At 68.8% G+C, this 14,621-nt stretch carries 16 protein-coding genes; 6 read left to right on the plus strand and 10 right to left on the minus strand.

Going from position 1 to position 14,621, the window contains the following annotated elements; all coding sequences use genetic code 11:
* The first annotated feature begins 10 nt into the window (after positions 1–10).
* The 3 genes from ACX1D3_RS03210 to ACX1D3_RS03220 are packed head-to-tail and all read left to right on the plus strand — an operon-like array spanning position 11 to position 2,957.
* On the plus strand, positions 11–1,315 hold the full coding sequence (locus tag ACX1D3_RS03210) for an aminotransferase-like domain-containing protein (protein WP_458995544.1): 1,305 nt from the start codon (positions 11–13) through the stop codon (positions 1,313–1,315).
* Between the two features lie 11 nt (positions 1,316–1,326).
* The gene (locus ACX1D3_RS03215) at positions 1,327–2,259 is read left to right on the plus strand and encodes a D-alanine--D-alanine ligase family protein (protein WP_458995545.1); all 933 of its coding nucleotides are present in this window, start codon (positions 1,327–1,329) and stop codon (positions 2,257–2,259) included.
* 11 nt (positions 2,260–2,270) lie between these two features.
* Positions 2,271–2,957, plus strand: coding sequence for an SURF1 family protein (locus ACX1D3_RS03220; RefSeq protein WP_458995546.1), 687 nt, complete (start codon positions 2,271–2,273; stop codon positions 2,955–2,957).
* A gap of 13 nt (positions 2,958–2,970) precedes the next feature.
* Here the strand turns inward: ACX1D3_RS03220 and ACX1D3_RS03225 are convergent, their stop codons facing one another.
* The 9 genes from ACX1D3_RS03225 to rpmH form a co-directional block, all read right to left on the minus strand.
* Positions 2,971–3,354, minus strand: a complete 384-nt coding sequence (locus tag ACX1D3_RS03225) for a DUF3817 domain-containing protein (RefSeq protein ID WP_458995547.1) — start codon at positions 3,352–3,354, stop codon at positions 2,971–2,973.
* 66 nt (positions 3,355–3,420) lie between these two features.
* A complete protein-coding gene (locus ACX1D3_RS03230) occupies positions 3,421–4,308 on the minus strand; it encodes a ParB/RepB/Spo0J family partition protein (protein WP_458996474.1) in 888 nt (295 codons plus the stop codon).
* Entirely contained in the window at positions 4,308–5,291 is a 984-nt protein-coding gene (locus tag ACX1D3_RS03235) for a ParA family protein (RefSeq protein ID WP_458995548.1), read from the minus strand. The genes ACX1D3_RS03230 and ACX1D3_RS03235 overlap by 1 nt, the downstream gene beginning before the upstream one ends.
* A 1,579-nt stretch (positions 5,292–6,870) precedes the next feature.
* Entirely contained in the window at positions 6,871–7,500 is a 630-nt protein-coding gene (gene rsmG / locus ACX1D3_RS03240; RefSeq protein WP_458995549.1) for a 16S rRNA (guanine(527)-N(7))-methyltransferase RsmG, read from the minus strand.
* Positions 7,497–7,967, minus strand: coding sequence for a Jag family protein (locus tag ACX1D3_RS03245; RefSeq protein WP_458996475.1), 471 nt, complete (start codon positions 7,965–7,967; stop codon positions 7,497–7,499). The genes rsmG and ACX1D3_RS03245 overlap by 4 nt, the downstream gene beginning before the upstream one ends.
* Positions 7,968–8,044: 77 nt before the next feature.
* Positions 8,045–9,175: a membrane protein insertase YidC gene (gene yidC, locus ACX1D3_RS03250; protein ID WP_458995550.1), complete on the minus strand. Its 1,131-nt coding sequence runs from the start codon at positions 9,173–9,175 to the stop codon at positions 8,045–8,047.
* Positions 9,176–9,475: a membrane protein insertion efficiency factor YidD gene (gene yidD, locus ACX1D3_RS03255; RefSeq protein WP_458995551.1), complete on the minus strand. Its 300-nt coding sequence runs from the start codon at positions 9,473–9,475 to the stop codon at positions 9,176–9,178.
* Positions 9,469–9,819 carry a ribonuclease P protein component gene (rnpA, locus tag ACX1D3_RS03260; protein WP_458995552.1) on the minus strand — a complete coding sequence of 117 codons (351 nt, stop codon included), beginning with the start codon at positions 9,817–9,819 and terminating at the stop codon, positions 9,469–9,471. The genes yidD and rnpA overlap by 7 nt, the downstream gene beginning before the upstream one ends.
* A 14-nt stretch (positions 9,820–9,833) precedes the next feature.
* On the minus strand, positions 9,834–9,971 hold the full coding sequence (rpmH, locus tag ACX1D3_RS03265) for a 50S ribosomal protein L34 (protein ID WP_182781119.1): 138 nt from the start codon (positions 9,969–9,971) through the stop codon (positions 9,834–9,836).
* Positions 9,972–10,315: 344 nt separating this feature from the next.
* On the opposite strand from rpmH, the gene dnaA reads away from it, so the two are divergent.
* Together dnaA and ACX1D3_RS03275 are read left to right on the plus strand one after the other, a co-directional pair.
* Positions 10,316–11,689 (plus strand): chromosomal replication initiator protein DnaA, encoded by a 1,374-nt coding sequence (gene dnaA / locus ACX1D3_RS03270; protein WP_458995553.1) that lies wholly within the window; start codon positions 10,316–10,318, stop codon positions 11,687–11,689.
* A gap of 226 nt (positions 11,690–11,915) precedes the next feature.
* Positions 11,916–12,197, plus strand: a complete 282-nt coding sequence (locus ACX1D3_RS03275; protein WP_458995554.1) for a metal-sensitive transcriptional regulator — start codon at positions 11,916–11,918, stop codon at positions 12,195–12,197.
* Positions 12,198–12,479: 282 nt separating this feature from the next.
* Here the strand turns inward: ACX1D3_RS03275 and ACX1D3_RS03280 are convergent, their stop codons facing one another.
* Positions 12,480–14,114: an FAD-dependent oxidoreductase gene (locus ACX1D3_RS03280; RefSeq protein ID WP_458995555.1), complete on the minus strand. Its 1,635-nt coding sequence runs from the start codon at positions 14,112–14,114 to the stop codon at positions 12,480–12,482.
* A 74-nt stretch (positions 14,115–14,188) separates the two neighbouring features.
* On the opposite strand from ACX1D3_RS03280, the gene ACX1D3_RS03285 reads away from it, so the two are divergent.
* A complete protein-coding gene (locus tag ACX1D3_RS03285) occupies positions 14,189–14,356 on the plus strand; it encodes a DUF8730 family Cys-rich protein (RefSeq protein ID WP_458995556.1) in 168 nt (55 codons plus the stop codon).
* Positions 14,357–14,621: the final 265 nt, after the last annotated feature.

A 14,621-nucleotide genomic window follows, 5' to 3' on the forward strand; every position in this document is an offset into this window, starting at 1 on the left:
GTAAACGACAGTGACCGAACACTCCCGGCACGACACCCGGCTCGACCGGTTCGTCGACAGCTACTCACAGCGCACCAACGGCATGCGGGTCTCCGCCGTCCGAGCCCTGTTCGCCGTAGCCAACCGGCCGGAGATCGTCTCGCTCGCCGGCGGGATGCCCAACATCAAGGACCTGCCGCTCACCGAGATCGCCGCCTCGCTGTCCACCATGATCCAGACCAACGGCACCCAGGTGATGCAGTACGGCTCCGGTCAGGGTGAGCCGGTGCTGAGGGAGCAGATCCTCGACGTGATGGCGCTGGAGGGGATCACCGCGCACGCCGACGATGTGGTGATCACCGCGGGCTCGCAGCAGGGCCTGGACCTGGTCACGCGCATCTTCTGTGACCCTGGGGACGTGGTGCTGGCGGAGTCGCCGTCGTACGTGGGCGCGCTGGGCACCTTCCTCAGCTACCAGACCGAGGTGGTGCACGTCTCCTCGGACGACCAGGGGCTGGATCCCGTCGCCCTGCGTGAGACGGTGGGCCGCCTCCGGAAGGCCGGCAAGCGGATCAAGTTCCTCTACACGATCCCCAACTTCAACAACCCTTCGGGCACCACGCAGCCGTGGCAGCGCCGTCTCGACATCCTGGCCGCGTGCGCCGCCGAGGGGATCCTGGTCGTGGAGGACAATCCGTACGGGCTGCTCACCCTCGACGCCGATCCCATCCCGGCGATGCGCTCGGTGGACGCGGACGTGATCTACCTGGGCTCGTTCTCCAAGACGTTCGCGCCCGGCTTCCGTGTGGGCTGGGTGCTGGCCCCGCACGCGGTCCGCGAGAAGCTGGTGCTGGCGCAGGAGTCCGCCACGCTGTGCCCGCCCGTGTTCAGCCAGTTCGCCATCTCCACCTACCTGTCCACCCAGGACTGGAAGGGGCAGGTGGAGGTCTACCGGAGCATGTATCGCGAGCGGCGCGACACGATGCTCCACAGCCTCGCCGAGGAGATGCCCGACGGCGCCACCTGGACCAGGCCGGCGGGCGGCTTCTTCGTGTGGGTCACGCTCCCGGAGGGCGTGGATTCGCAGGCCATGCTGCCGCGCGGCGTCAACGCCCGCGTCGCGTTCGTGCCGGGAGGCGCCTTCTACGCCGACGGCCAGGGCGCCCGCAACGTGCGCCTCTCGTTCTGCTTCCCTCCGGCGGACCGCATCAGGACGGGCGTGCAGCGCTTCGCCGACGTGGTCCGCCGCGAGCTGGAGATGATGGACACCTTCGGCATCGCCTCCTCCCCCACCGACCGCACGCGGCCCGCAGGCCCGGGTCCAGACCTCAGCTGACAAGGAGTTTCATGACGATCATCGTGATTGCAGGCGGGCTGAGCCACGAGCGGGACGTGTCGGTGCGCTCGGGCCGACGGGTGGCGCAGGCCCTCCGCGACGTGGGCCGGGAGGTCATCGAGGCCGACGTCAACGCCGATCTGATCCCCCTCATCCGCCGCACGGCGGACGCCGTCGTGGTGCCGATGCTGCACGGCGGCCTCGGCGAGGACGGGGCCCTGCGCGAGGTGTTCGAGGTGCTGGAGGTGCCCTTCGTGGGGCCGGCCGGCGCGTCGTCGCGGCTCACGTTCGACAAGTCGATCGCCACCTCCGTCGTGCGGGGGGCCGGCCTGGCCACGCCGCGGCAGATCGCGCTTCCCCACGACATCTTCCGCGAGCTCGGCGCTCCCGCGCTCATGGAGGGCATCGGCGCGCAGCTCGGCTACCCACTCATGGTCAAGCCGTCGCGCAGCGGGTCCGCCCTGGGCGTCACGAAGGTCGACGACCCGTCGGGCCTGCCCGCGGCCCTGGTGGCCGCCTACGCCTACGGCTCCGTCGCGGTGATCGAGTCCTACCTGTCGGGCACCGAGATCGCGGTGACCGTCCTCGACGAGGGCGACGGGCCGGTGGCGCTCCCGGCCGTCGAGATCCGTCCGGAGTCCGGGGTCTACGACTACGAGTCGCGCTACACCGCCGGCGCCACCCGCTTCGTCACGCCCCCGGACCTGTCCGACGAAGCGCTCGAGGCGGCCGGGGCGCTGGCGGTCGCGGTGCACCGCGAGCTCGGGCTCCGGCACCTGTCGCGCGTGGACATGATCGTGGAGAGGTCGGGGCGCCCCGTCTTCTTCGAGGGCAACGTGGCCCCGGGCATGACGGAGACGTCGCTGGCCCCGCTGGCGTTCGAGGCCGCGGGCCGGGAGCTGGGCGAGGTGTTCGCCAAGCTGGTCGACCTCGCGCGCGGCTGAGAGGGGCCGTCGTGGGGGTGCGCGCCAAGCAGGTGGTCGCGGTAGTGGCCGGGTTCGTCGTCGCCGGGCTGATGCTGATGCTGGGGCTCTGGCAGATGGCGTCGTACCAGGAGTCCACCCGAGACGTGTCCGCCGAGCGGGCGGCGGAGGCCGCGGTCCCGCTGGCTGACAGTGTCGCGGCAGACGGTGAGATCGCGGACGTGTACGGGCGTCGCGTCACGCTGTCCGGCGCCTACACAGCCGACGAGGTGCTCGTGGGCGAGGAGCCACCCCTGCGGGTGGTCACGGCCTTCCGGATGGACGACGGCCGGCACGTGGCCGTGGTGCGCGGCGCCGTCGAGCCCGGTGTCGCGGTGGGGCCGGCCCCGGCGGGGCCGCAGGAGGTGACCGGGGTGTTCCTGGCCTCGGACTTCGCGGCCGAGGCTGTCGCGGAGGGGGCGGATCTGGGGTCGATCCGGGTGCAGGCGCTGGCACAGGAGTGGCCGTCGCCGCTCGTCGGGGGCTATGTCACCTTGTCGGAGGAGGATTCCGCGGCTCAGGGGCTGGCGGCGGCGGAGCTGGTGCTGCCCACTGCTGAAGGGTCGGCCACCCACCGGGGGTACGCCCTCCAGTGGTGGGTGTTCGCGGCTGGTGCTGTCGCGTTCGGCTTCTACGTGGCCCGGGGCTTCGGTAAGGAGTCCGAGGCGTCCGCCCGCTGAGCCCCCACTGCTTCTAGAGCTGTTCGGCGGCCTGGCTGGCGGCGATGGTGGCCCGCACGTTCTTCGTCGCGAAGTGCTCGGCGACGAAGGACAGGAACGGGACCGTTCCCGCCGCCATGATGAGCAGGAACCACTTGATCGACCACTTCACCCGTCGGCCTAGGTCGTAGGCCGTGATGAGGAGGATCATGTACAGCCAGCCGTGGGGCATGCCGGTCCACGTGACCACGCGCCCGTCGCCCCAGATGTACTTGAGCGGGAGCCCGACGCAGACCAGGACGACGAGCAGGATCCCCACCACGTAGGCCATGATCCGGTAACGCGTGAGCGCCCCACGGATCGCGGGGATATCGGCTGGATCGACGGTGGCGGGGGCTGTTGGTGTCGCGGCGCTCATCGGTACCTCGTCATGTGGTTCAGTCGTTTTGTCGTCAAAGTGATATACAGACTTAGCTTCACAGCGTTATACGGTTGTGCCGTCCAGGATCGCCATGATTCGGCCCAAGTCCTCCCCGGAGGCGAATTCGATGGTGATGCGGCCCTTGTTCCGGCCGATGGCCACCTTGACGCGGGTGTCGAAGTGGTCGCTCAGCTGCGTGGACAGGTCGAGCTCCTGTTCCGACGGCGTGCGCGGGGCGCGGGTGGCCGTGCGCCGGGGTGCACTCCCCCGGTCCAGCGCGACGATCTCCTCCGTCGATCTGACGGACAGGCCCTCGGCGATGATCCGTTCGGCCAGGCGTTCCTGCTGTTCTGCGTCGGAGAGGCCGAGCAGCGCCCGGGCGTGGCCAGCGGACAGCACCCCGGCCGCGACCTTCGTCTGGACCCGCTCCGGCAGGTTGAGCAGCCGGAGCGTGTTGGACACCTGGGGTCGGGAGCGGTGGATCCGCTGGGACAGGTCCTCCTTGGTGCAGCCGAAGTCCTGGAGAAGCTGCGCGTAGGCGTTGGCTTCCTCGATGGGGTTCAGGTTGGCCCGATGCAGGTTCTCGAGGAGGGCGTCGCGCAGGAGCGCCGTGTCGTCGGTGCCACGCACGATGGCGGGGATGGTCTCGCGTCCGGCGAGCTGGCTGGCGCGGAGCCGTCGCTCCCCCATCACCAGCTCGTAGGTGTCGCCGCCGCTGCGCCTCACGACGATGGGCTGCAGAACCCCGAACTCGGCGATCGAGTCAGCCAACTCCGCCAGATCGTCCTCGTCGAACACCGTGCGGGGCTGTTGGGGGTTCGGTGAGATCTGGCCCAGCGGGAGTTCGGCGAAGGTGGAGCCGTCGCTGAGCTTCTCGACCTCGTTGTCGTCCGTCCGGGCAAACAGGTCTCCCAGGCCTTGTCCGAGCGCGCTCTTCTTCATGCCGGCCATCATGCCTCCGCCTTTGTCGCCCGTTCGGCCATCTCCTTGGCGGCCGCGAAGTACGCGACGGCGCCGGGTGACTTGGGCTGATACGTCAGTACGGTCTGCTGGAAGCTCGGCGCCTCGGCTATACGGACCGAGCGCGGGATCTCGTTCGTCAACGTCTGTTCGGGGAAATGCTTTCGCACCTCCTCCGCGACCTCGCGGGAGAGGTTGGTGCGGCTGTCGTACATGGTGAGCAGGATGGTGCTCAGCTCCAGGTCGTCGTTGAGGTTGCCCTTGACGCGCGCGATGGTCCGCATCAGCTGGGTGACGCCCTCCAGGGCGTAGTACTCGGTCTGGATGGGGACCAGGATCTCGTTGGCCGCCACGAGCGCGTTGAGGGTGAGGAGGCCCAACGACGGCGGGCAGTCGAAGAAGATGTAGTCAACGCCGGACTCGTCCACGTACTGCTGGATGGCGTCGCGCATGCGGTGCTCGCGGCCTCGCATGTTGACCAGCTCCAGTTCGGCGGCCGCGAGGTCGATCGCCGCGGGCAGCACGTGGAGGTTCGGGGAATGCGGCGACGGCTGGGCGTGCTCGATGATGCCGATGCCCTCGAGAAGCACCTCATACGTGCCCTTGGTTCCCGGCGTGTGGGCGACGCCCAGGGCGGTGGATGCGTTCCCCTGCGGGTCGTTGTCTACCACCAGGACATTCAGTCCGCCCAGCGCGAGGGCGTGAGCGAGGTTGACCGTGGTGGTGGTCTTGCCTACGCCACCCTTCTGGTTCGCCACGACGACGATCCTCGGGCTCGCAGGACGAGGGAGCGTCGTGCTGGGGGCGTCGAAGTCCACGTGCTCGTCGCCGTACTCCGACTCGACAGTGGCCCCGGCGTCGTTGGCGGCGCGGCGAGGGAGCGACCCCGTTTCACGTGAAACGTTGCTGTGGGTCTTCCACAGTTCGTCGTCATTGGTGGGTTGGGTCTTTCGCTTGCGGAAGAACAGCGCCATCCGTGGCCTCCTCGGTGTCCGCGACGACTCTACCCAAGCTGATGAAGTCTCGCGAAGTGAGCGTGTCGCGTTTCACGTGAAACGCGAGAAGACCTCTCCCATTCCGGCCACCAGTGTTCACTCCGCTAAGCCGACCACCCGGACACACACCGCCACCGACCGCGCCGAAGCCTCCGACCGCCAGCGGCTTGGCCCTGCTCAACCCAAGTCGACGCGCGCTGAGCCGCAGGCGGCGCGGTGCGGCTCAACCAGCGGAAGGTGCATCCGGCTCAACCACGCCGCTGGGTGAGCCAGTCGGACGCGAAGCGCCACCGACCGCGTCGAAGCCTCTCGCACCCGGTTCATGGACCCGGCCCGGGTCCATGGCGAACTCACGGCAGTTTCGACACGCGCTGAGCCGCAGGCGGCTCGGCGCGGCTCAACAAGCGAGAAGGACACGAGCGGAAAGGGCCCTGCTCAACCAGCGGAGAGGTGCCGGTCTCCGGGCGCGCAGGGGGTGAGGTGAGCACGAGGGTGGGGGACGGCAGGGCGGCTGGGCGCAGGGATGCCCAACCCGAGGGGCACCCAGAACAACCCGCCTGAAACAGACCCGGGCCAGGGCCGCCCTGCCGGCACACGCCCGGAGGGGACCACGCCACAGGCAGACGAGTGCAGGGAGACGTGGGACGAGGCCCGGGCGGCCTCAACTACCCAACCCAAGACCAACACGCCACCAACAAGCAGTAGGTAGTCAAGGGCCGCACGGGCCTCGTGTCAGGGCTCCCGGAACCCGCCGGTTGCTCAACCCACGCGTGTCGACGAGCACTCGGCGGCACTCAGCTCCACACGAAGCCAACGTTGGTTTCGACACGCGCGGAGCCGCAGGCGGCTCGGCGCGGCTCAACCAGCGGAAAGGGGACGGCTCGGCGCGGCTCTACCAGCGGAAAGGGGACGGCTCGGCGCGGCTCTACCAGCGGATGGGGGCGACGGGGTCGACGGTGGCGAGTGCGACGGCGGGGACGTGAGGTGGGCGCGAGGGTGGGGGACGGCAGGGCGGCTGGGCGCAGGGATGCCCAACCCGAGGGGCACCCGGAAGAACCCTCCTGAAGCATGCTCGAGCCAGGGCCGCCCTGCCGGCACACGCCCGGAAACGACCACACCACAAGCACACCAGTGCAGGGAGACGTGAGACGAGGCCCGGGCGGCCTCAACCACCCAACCCAAGACCAACACGCGGCCAACAAGCAGACGGCGGACAAGGGCCGGACGGGCCTCGTGTCAGGGCTCCCGGCACCGACAGCGTGACGCGGCGTCGGGGGTCGGTCCAGACGAAGCCAACGTTGGTTGGTTTCGACACGCGCGGAGCCGCAGGCGGCTCGGCCCGGCTCAACCCAAGTCGACACGCGCTGAGCCGCAGGCGGCTCGCCGCGGCTCACCCCGCGCAGGGGGCGGCTCGGCTCTGCTCAACCCCCGGACTCCTCGTGTCAGGGTTCCCTGCACCGACAGCGGGACGCGGCGGTAGTGCGGCCGCTTCGGGGTCGCGGCGTCGGTGACACCGTCACGGCAGTCCGCCTCGGGAAGGCCCAGCCACCCGTCGGGGTCAGTGGACGCGGATCGCGCGCGTGCCTTCGATGCCGGGGGCTACCGTCAGCTCCAGGACCTCGGCGACCAGGCGGGACCGTGCCAGGATTGCGCCCGCGTCACGGATCTCCTGCTCGGCCGACTCGCCCTTGAGGGCGAGGAGTTGGCCACCGTCGGAGAACAGGGGAGTGGTCCAGCCCAGGAGCCGCTGCAGGGGGGCGACGGCCCTGCACACCACCACGTCGAAGTGCCGCTTCATGTCCTCGGCGCGCCCACGGTGCACCTCCACGCGGTCCTCCAGTCCCAGCTCCTCGACGGCGAGGGTGAGGAAGTTGGCCCGCCGCAGCAGGGGCTCGATGAGGGTGACCCGCAGGTCCGGTCTGGCGATGGCGATCGGGAGGCCGGGTAGTCCGGCGCCGCTGCCGACGTCAGCGACCTCGACACCTGCGGGGATCGCGTCGATCAGCGCCACGGAGTTGGCGATATGCCTCTGCCACAGCTTGTCACCCTCGCGGGGGCCGAGAAGCCCCCACTCGAGCCCACGTGATGCCAATATAGCGACATATCGCTCTATCGTTTCAGCATTCTGCCCGTAAAGCGAGAGGAGGCCCTTGCGGGCCTCCTCCTCGACGACAGCCTCCTGCGTCACTTCGCCCGGACGACGACGCGACGTGCCGGGGGCTCGCCTTCGGACTCGCTCACCAGGCCGGCCGTGGCCACCTCGTCGTGCACGATCTTGCGCTCGTAGGCGTTGAGCGGGGCCATTCGCACCGGCTCGCCCGACTCCTGCACCTCGGCGATGGCGTCCTTGGCCATGGCGACGAGCTCCGCACGGCGGCGCGCGCGGTACCCCGCGACATCCACCATCAAGCGCGAGCGGTGACCGGTCTCCGTCATGACGACGAGGCGGGCCAGCTCCTGCAGGGCGTCCAGGACTTCGCCGTCCTTGCCCACGAGCTTGTCCGAATCGGTGTCGATCGCGACGAACGCGCGGCCGTCCTGGACGGAGTTCTCGATGTCACCGTCGAGGTCGGCGATGTCCAGGAGCTCCTCGAAGTAGTCGGCGACCAGGTCGCCCTCCGCCAACAGGGCGGCTTCGGTCTCATTGTTCGACACGGAAGGTGTCCTCTCCTCGTGCCCGCGTGGGGGCGTGGTGGTCTCTGTGGGGGTGGGCGTCAGCGCCTCGGAGTCGGTCACTTCTTCTTGCGCGCCGAGCGCGATGCCTGCTTGGGCTGCTGACGCGTGACGACCTGCTTGCCGTCCTCGGTGCGCACCGTCTGGCGCGTGACCTGCTGGCGGGCCACCTTCGTCGGCTCCTCGGTCTCCACCGTCGAGCCGTCCTCAGCCACCGTCGTGGCCTTCGCCACGGGGCGGGACGCCACGGCCCCGTTGCCGTTCTTCGGGGTGCGGCGACGCTTCTCCGCGCGGGCCAGCATGATGGCCTGCGGGTCCTTGCCCTTGGCCAGCATCCGCTCCTCCCACTCGATGAACGCGGGCGTGTTGGGAGCCGGGTTGTTGCGGATGAGCAGGCCCTGCTGCGCCATGGTCCAGAGGTTGGAGGTGAGCCAGTAGATCAGCACGCCGATCGGGATGACCACCGAGGACGCGGCGTAGACGATGGGGAAGAAGTACAGCATCAGCTTCTGCTGCTGAGCCATGGGGCCGGTGAGCGACTCCGGGGGCAGGTTCTTGCGCATGAGCTGGAGCTGGGTGACGAAGAACACTGCGACCATGGCCACCACGAGGACGATGCCAACGGCCTGCGTGGCGCCGAACGAGGTCATGGGGAAGATGCGGTCCGCAAGGCGGGCACCGAAGATCTCGGCGTTCTGCAGCGACGACACCAGGTCTGGGTTGATCTTGAAGAAGTGTCCGCGCACGTTGCCCGAGGACACGCCCTCAAGGACTCGGAAGAGGGCCAGGAAGATGGGCATCTGGAGCAGCAGCGGGAGGCACGACGCGGTGGGGCTGACGCCCTCCTCGCGGTACATCTTCATGGTCTCCTGGCCGAGCTTCTCCCGGTCGTGGCCGTGCTTCTTCTGCAGCTCGGCCATCTTCGGCTGGAGCAGCTGCATGTTGCGGGCGGAGTTGATCTGCTTGACGAACAACGGGATGAGGAGGGTGCGGATCACCACGGTGAGGCTGATGATCGACAGCGTCCAGTTCCAGCCCGACTCGGCACCGTTCGGACCGAACAGCGGCGTGTAGAGCCAGTGGAAGAACACGACGAGGCCGGACACGGCCCAGTAGAGCGGCTGCATCATGGCGGACAGCACTCCGTAGAAGCTGTCCCAGATGTTCAGCGTCACCAGCAGATCGACCACTTAAGCCACCTCAGTCTTCGGTTGGGACCCGTGCGGGTCCCGTGATTCGTTGGAAATCTCTTCGGCCCAGGCCGCCGCTTGGGGCGTCCCGGGTACATAGTCGACGCCGCCGGCCGCCCACGGGTGGCAGCGGACGAGCCGCCTCGCGGTGAGCCACACGCCCTTGACGGCGCCGTGCGTCTCGAGGGCGGTGAGGCCGTAGCTGGAGCACGACGGGTGGTACTTGCACACGTCCCCGTACGAGGGGGACACGAACTTGCGCCACCCCTTGACGAACCAGATCAGCGGGTACCTCAGCATGCGGCCGCCTTGACGAACGCGCGCCGCCAGGCGCTGGCCAGATCGGCGCCCAGACGGTCGGGCGCGACGGCGGCCTCGGGCAACGCCCTGACCACCACGTCCGCCGCGACAGGTGCCTCCAGCTCGGCCACGAGGTGCCTCAGCCGACGCTTGACCCGGTTGCGGGTGACGGCGTTGCCCACCTTCTTGGAGACAACAAAACCCACCCGGCTCGCGTCGGGTGGATTCTGATCGGTGATGCGCTTCACGTGCACCACGACTGTCGGGGTGGCTGCTCTGGAGCCGTGCCGGACGGTGACACCGAAGTCAGCGGGCTTCTTGAGCCGATGTGGACCTGGCAGCACCGACGCCCGGCCTCTTAGGCCGACAGCTCGGTGCGACCCTTGCCACGACGGGCCGACAGGATGGCGCGGCCGGCGCGGGTGCGCATGCGGGCGCGGAAGCCATGGGTACGGCTGCGACGGCGGTTGCTCGGCTGGAACGTGCGCTTAGTCATGGGATTACTCGCTCAGTTTCGTTGGTGTACAACTGCCCTGATGGGCAGGGGGGAAGAGGCCGCCTCAATGGCGACTGGTCAACGATACGTGCCAGACGGCTCGATGACCAAACCCGGCCGGGCTACGGCACCCACCGCCATGCAAATAACACTGATGTAGTCCAGTGACGCACCGGCGTGTCGCGCAAATCGCCTTGCGCGGCGGCGCGGACGGTACTAACTTCGTTGTCCTGCCTTCCCGCTTATCCACAGGTGAGGGTCGGCCGACGGGGGGCTAGGGTGAGTTATACCCCCTTGTGGACAACCTTGTGGATTACTGATGATGGCGGACTTGCCGCCGGGAAGTGGGTGAGGTGAGCGAATCACCGACGCCAGACCTGGCGGGCTTGTGGGACGAGGTCATCGCCTCGGCCGACGCCCCCACGAAGGCCTGGCTGCGGCGGACCCGCCCACTCGACATGCACGGCAGCACCCTGATGCTGGCGGTGGGGGACGAGACCACCCGCGAGCGCATCGAGACCCGGCTGCGCCCCCAGATCGAGGAGCGCCTCAGCGACATCTGCGGGCAGAGCACCCACCTGGCGGTCATGATCAACCCGGAGATGGTCCAGCAGGCTGACAGCTGGTCGACGACGGAGACGGTCCCGGCCGCCGACGAGGAGCCGCGCCGCGCCGCTCCCCGGTCACGGCCGCAGGACGTCCGGCTCAACCCCCGCTACACGTTCGAGTCCTTCGTCGCCGGCTCGTCGAACAGGTTCGCGCACGCCGCGGCGGCCGCCGTCGCCGAGACGCCCGGCAAGTCGTACAACCCGCTGATGATCTACGGTCCCTCCGGCCTGGGCAAGACGCACCTGCTGCACGCCATCGGCCACTACGTCACCAGCTACTACGAGCAGCTGCGGGTCAAGTACGTCTCCACCGAGGAGCTCACCAACGACTTCATCAACGCCATCTCGTCGAACCGCACCGCGGAGTTCCGCAGCTCGTACCGCGACGTCGACGTGCTCCTGGTGGACGACATCCAGTTCCTGGAGTCGAAGATCCAGACGCAGGAGGAGTTCTTCCACACGTTCAACACGCTGCACAACGCGCAGAAGCAGATCGTGATGACCTCCGACCGCCCGCCGAAGCTGCTGGAGGCGCTGGAGCCGCGGCTGCGGTCCCGCTTCGAGTGGGGCCTGATGACCGACATCCAGCCGCCGGACCTAGAGACCCGCATCGCCATCCTGCGGAAGAAGGTCGCATCGCAGCGGCTCACCGCCGGCACGCAGGTGCTGGAGCTCATCGCCTCGCGAATCCCCACCAACATCCGCGAGCTGGAGGGCGCCCTGACGAGGGTCGCGGCGTTGGCCAGCCTCAACCAGCAGGAGATCACCGTCGGGCTCGCCGAGCAGGTGCTCAACGACCTCATGCCCGACGACGCGGCCCCCGTCGACGCGCAGACCATCATGGACGCCGCCGCGAGGTACTTCTCCATCTCCCTGGAGGATCTGACGGGCAGCAGCCGCGTCGCCACCATCGCGTCGGCCCGGCAGATCGCGATGTACCTGTGCCGCGAGCTCACCGACATGTCCCTGCCGAAGATCGGCCACCGCTTCGGGGGCCGCGACCACTCGACGGTGCTGCACGCGGTGCGCAAGATCAACGAGAAGATCGGCCAGGACCGCGACCTGTTCAACCAGGTGACCGAGCTCACGAACCAGATCAAGCAGTCCTAGGGCGTCACCCGGATGGGGGACCCCTATCCCTGCGCTCCGCAGCCGGACCGTTCCCCCGTTCGTGTCCCTATGAGCTCGGCGGGCCTCTGACTCAGGACGCCGATCGCGCGGTAGTCCGGGGTGTGGTTGTCTGCGGTCACCGTCGGCGTGACAATAGACCCCTGCGGGGTAAACCCGCCGCCCGAGCAGCTAGGCCTACCTATACCGGTGGGGGTATACTCGGGTTATGGACGCGGAGGAAGACCCCATGCAGCTCGACCCGGAACAGATGACGTCGGTGGTCATGCGCCTCAAGCGCGCCCAAGGGCAGATCGGGGGGATCATCCGCATGATCGAGGAGGGGCGCAACTGCGACGACATCGTCATGCAGCTGGCCGCCGTCTCCAAGGCGGTGGATCGCGCGGGGTTCACCACGATCGCCGTCGGCCTGCGGCAGTGCATGGAGCAGCCAGATCCCGATCCGCTGGACACCGCCAAGATGGAGAAGCTGTTCCTCAGCCTCGCCTGATCTCAGACACGACGAAGGGCCCGAGCCACGACAGTGGACTCGGGCCCTTTTCGCGCGCCACGGCGTGCACGAAACGCCGCCTGTATCCGAGGCCGGACCCACATGGGGTCATGGGCGGGCATCCCGACGGCGTGTCGTGCCCCAGGGGAAGGGCCTCGGGGCAGGGGCGGGTGGGGGAGTGGCGGGAGTGAGGAAGGTGGGCAGGCCCGCCCTGAGGCGGGGTGGGTCACGGCACCGCGACCCCCGGCCCACCCTGACCAGGGCACCGCGACCCCGGGGGAGTCAGGAAACCGCGATCCCCGCGCCGGCCTTCCACGTGGTGTAGCCGCCGTCGAGGTTGAGCAGCTTCCGGCCCGAGCTCTTCAGCGCCGAGAGCGCGGCATGGCTGCGGATGCCCACCCCGCAGTGCAGGATCAGGGGCACGTCGCCGCCCGGGACCTGGTCCAGCCGGTTGCGCAGCTCGTCGACCGGGATGTTGATCGCGCCCGGGATGGCGCCGGCCCTGAACTCGCCGGGCGTCCGCACGTCGACGACGACGGCACCGGCGTTCTGCGCCTCCGTCACCTCGTGCCACTGGATGCTGTCCTCCCAGCCGCTGAGCCGGTTCTCCGCGATGAAGCCGAGCATGTTGACGGCGTCCTTCGCTGAGCCGAACTGCGGCGCGTAGGCCAGCTCCAGCTCGGCGAGGTCCTCCGCCCTCAGCCCGCCGGCCATCGCGGTGGCGATTACGTCGATGCGCTTGTCCACGCCGTCCCTGCCGACGCCCTGGGCGCCGAGGATCTCCCCGGTTGCCGGGTCCACGAGCAGCTTGAGCGCCATCGACGAGGCGCCGGGGTAGTAGGTGGCGTGCGAGGAGGGATGGGTGTGGATGGCGAGGTACTCGCGGCCGGCGGCGCGCAGCCTCTTCTCGTTCCAGCCCGTGGCCGCGACCTGGAGGCCGAGCAGCCCCACGATGGCCGTCCCGCGCACCGGTCGGGCCGGGCGGCCGCGGCCGGCGATGTCGTCGCCCACCCGTCGGCCCTGGAGGTTGGCGGTGTTGGCCAGCGGGACCAGGACGGACTCGTCGCTCAGGGCGTCGACCTTCTCGACGGCGTCGCCCACGGCGTAGATGGAGGGGTCGTTGGTGAGCTGACGCTCGTCGACGAGCAGCCCGCCGCGCGGGCCGACCCGCAGGCCTGCGGCCTTCGCCAGCTCGGTGTCCGGCCGCACGCCGATTGCCGCGACCACCACGTCGGCCGGGAGCACCGTGCCGTCGGCCAAGGTCACGTCCTTCTCGCCGATGGAGACTACGCCGGAGCCGAGCCTGAGATCGATGCCCGCCGCGCGCATGACCTCGTGCACCGGGGCGACCATCTCAGGGTCAAGGGGGGCCATCACCTGGGGCAGGGCCTCGACGACGGCCACCTGCATCCCGCGGTGCAGCAGGTTCTCGGCGACCTCGAGCCCGACGAATCCGCCACCCACGACGACGGCCGTGTGGGCGCCGGCGACGGCGGAGACCATCCGGTCGGTGTCCTCGACGTTGCGCAGGGGCAGCGCGCGCTCGATGCCGGGAATGGGCGGCATCAGGGGCTTGGCGCCGGGGGAGAGGACGAGCCTGTCGTAGGCGAGGATCTCCTCGCGGCCGCCGGCGACGTGCCGGACGACGACCTCCTTGGCCTGGCGGTTGATCTGCACGGCCTCCACGCCCACCCGGACGTCGAGGCGGAACCTGTCGTGGAGCGCCTGCGGCGTCTGCAGGAGGAGGGCCGAACGGTCCTCGATCACCCCGCCCACGTGATAGGGCAGACCGCAGTTGGCGAACGACACGTAGCCGCTCTTCTCCACCACGATGATCTCCGCGGACTCATCCAGACGACGCAACCGCGCCGCCGCGCTCATCCCACCAGCAACTCCACCGACCACAACAACTCTCATGTTGAAAACCCTATACCCCAGGGGGTATGGTTGGCGAACCGGGGTGACCCGAGACATCAACCAAGGAGATCATCATGTGCAGTCCCGTCAAGTGCCGCCAGTGCGGCAAGACCACCTGGGCCGGATGCGGCAACCACGTGGATGCCGTCAAGCGCTCCGTGCCGGCCGGCCAGTGGTGCGGCGGTCACCAGTCCACCCAGAGCCAGGACAACGGATTCTTCAGCCGGATCATGGGCCGCTGACGCTGCGGACAACCATGTGAGACAGGCCGGGGCCGGGGTGTGGACAACTTCCCACCCCGGCCTTCTCCACAAATACTCCACGTGTAGTTTTCGGTCCGTCCACAGCTGATCCACACCCGGGAACCACAGCTGACAAGCATGGGCGCAGGTTATCCACCGGTTCCACAGCCCCTATGAGTACAGCTGTTAAGTAATTACAAGAATCCCCTCAAAGTCAGGGCTGTGGTCAACGCCGGGAACCGTCGAAAATCGCCCCTGAGGCCGC

Source organism: Tessaracoccus yangjingae (assembly GCF_054483935.1).